Genomic DNA, 2,500 nt, shown 5'->3' with positions numbered 1-2,500 from the left:
TAGGGTAAGCTGCCTGGAGTCGGCCGAGGGCAGGACGCCTTGCTGGCTGGTCCTGGCCTTCCTGTGGTGGTGTAGGGTAGGCCTGGTCGACTTTGCCTTGCGGCAGGGCCTAACCTGTAGGGCGTAGGTGTAGGGTAAGCTGGTGCTAGCTGGCCCGGGCCTTGACGTAGGGGTAGATTGATTCTGGTACACCCTGGAGTGGTGTAGGGTAAGCTGGTTTGGACGTGCCTGGGAGGCTGGTGTAGGGTATTTTAGCGGGAAATCGAAAAGTGGCCAACGAGGGTCGGGTGGCGGGGATGGCGTACTAGGCAGTATGTAGGGCCTATGGGGGAGGGGCCCCTGTGGCTGGTGCCGGGTAGGTAGAAGCGAAAGGGCTGTTAGCAGGCGCTCTGGCTCCTACGTGCTTTGCGAGAGAGGCCTTATGGCGGCGTGCTGGCCCTGGTCGTCGGTGGTGGCGCTAGGTAAGCTGATTTTGTCCTACCCTATAGTGGTGCCAGGTAAGCTGATTTTGACCTACCCTATAATGCTGCCGGGTAGGTTGATTTTAGTATACCTTATGGTGGTATAGGGTAACTGAGGGGTGCCTGGACTACCTACCCTAGACCCCACGACCACGTAAATAAGCCGCCGCGGGCGTATAGGGGCGACCTAGGAGAGGTCGGGGCCCCCTTTAGGGCGGCGTGGGCCTGCCTATATGCCTACCCTACTACTCCTGCTGCGCTGGCTGCGTTTTAGGTGGGCGGGGTGGTTATAGTGCTAGGCTGATGCTTTGTTACGTGCGGCTTCTGGTCAAGCCTGGCGGCCACCTGCTCCCTCTAGCGCCCCCCGTAGATGGGCATAGCGATAGCAGCGTACGCCAGGGCCTTCGGCCAGGGCCTCCCTATAGCGCTTCTAGCCTCTAAAGCCTCCTGGTGGCGCCTGTGTCGGGGTGCAGGGTAAGGCCTACCCTGAACCTACCCTGTACCATCTGGGGGCGGCGGCAAGGGCAAAAGAAATACGTGGGCTGGCTGCTGGCAGGCCTGGGGGCGCGCTGGTGCCGAGAAACCCGGCGCCGAGAGGGGGGGGTGGTGCGTTGTTGGAAATGTATGTTCGTGAGTCGATTTTTTGGATTTGCCATACAAATGAATTTTGCGGGAAATCAAAAGTGGCCAACGAGTGCCGGGTGGCGGGGGCGCCCCACCAGAGAGCTCGGAGGGTATGTGAGAGCGGGTGGCCAGTCGAGCAATCGGCCGGCCACAACACAACCGCAATCAAACAACTGTACCATATCTTGAAGACTTTCATTGCGTGGTCCCTTGAACAGGCTTGCAGGCTCCGGTCTCGCTAGCGAGGGATTCATAGTGTTGGTCGGCCCCCACGAAACCGGTCGCTCAGGCTTCACGGCGTACTGGGGATGCCCTGAAGGCGACGAATGCCCCGGCAATCGCCGCTGTAGGGATGGGTTCTGTGGATTACTGGCCTCTGGCGAGTTCTACCATCGAGCAACGGAAGGCAACCACGCCCGCCGGACGCCGCAATGGCTGAAGTCGGGCGCTGAGTCCTTCTCCTGGCGTGCCCCAGGCCACACGCCGCCCGTTCGGGCTCAGTGTGGTCGACGGCTTCGCTGGGGAACACATGAGTGGGAAAGCGGATTGCCGGCTCGCACGGCGCCCACGGCTCCTGCCGCAGGTGCTTTGCCCGGCGCGTCTCCGGACGCCACCCAGTGAACTTGACATCTCTCCGGCGCTGCTCGCAGCACCGGTTGCCGTTTTTCCGCGGCGGACGATAGTTATCTGGTTGATTCTGCCAGTAGTCATATGCTTGTCTCAAAGATTAAGCCATGCATGTCTAAGTATAAGCAATTATACAGCGAAACTGCGAATGGCTCATTATATAAGTTATCGTTTATTTGATAGTACCTTACTACTTGGATAACCGTGGTAATTCTAGAGCTAATACATGCTAAAAATCCCGACTTCGGAAGGGATGTATTTATTAGATTAAAAACCAATGCCCTCTGGGCTCTTTGGTGATTCATGATAACTTCTCGAATCGCACGGCCTTGCGCCGGCGATGGTTCATTCAAATTTCTTCCCTATCAACTTTCGATGTTTGGGTATTGGCCAAACATGGTTGCAACGGGTAACGGAGGGTTAGGGCTCGACCCCGGAGAAGGAGCCTGAGAAACGGCTACTACATCCAAGGAAGGCAGCAGGCGCGCAAATTACCCAATCCCGACACGGGGAGGTAGTGACAATAAATACTGATACAGGGCTCTTTTGGGTCTTGTAATTGGAATGAGTACAATTTAAATCCCTTAACGAGGAACAATTGGAGGGCAAGTCTGGTGCCAGCAGCCGCGGTAATTCCAGCTCCAATAGCGTATATTAAAGTTGTTGTGGTTAAAAAGCTCGTAGTTGAACCTTGGGCCTGGCTGGCCGGTCCGCCTCACCGCGTGTACTGGTCCGGCCGGGCCTTTCCCTCTGTGGAACCTCATGCCCTTCACTGGGTGTGACGGGGA

General features: G+C 57.2%; 1 rRNA gene. It reads left to right on the top strand.

The window, feature by feature from the left end:
* Positions 1–1,764: 1,764 nt before the first annotated feature.
* Positions 1,765–2,500: ribosomal RNA gene (locus ACFXNW_RS29965) — 16S ribosomal RNA — on the top strand; the annotation flags it as partial.

The organism is Nocardia sp. NPDC059180, from assembly GCF_042754945.1.
Classification (GTDB): Bacteria; Actinomycetota; Actinomycetes; order Mycobacteriales; family Mycobacteriaceae; genus Nocardia.
The sequence above is the reverse complement of the archived record's forward strand: the minus strand, read 5'-3'. Positions and strand labels throughout refer to the sequence as shown.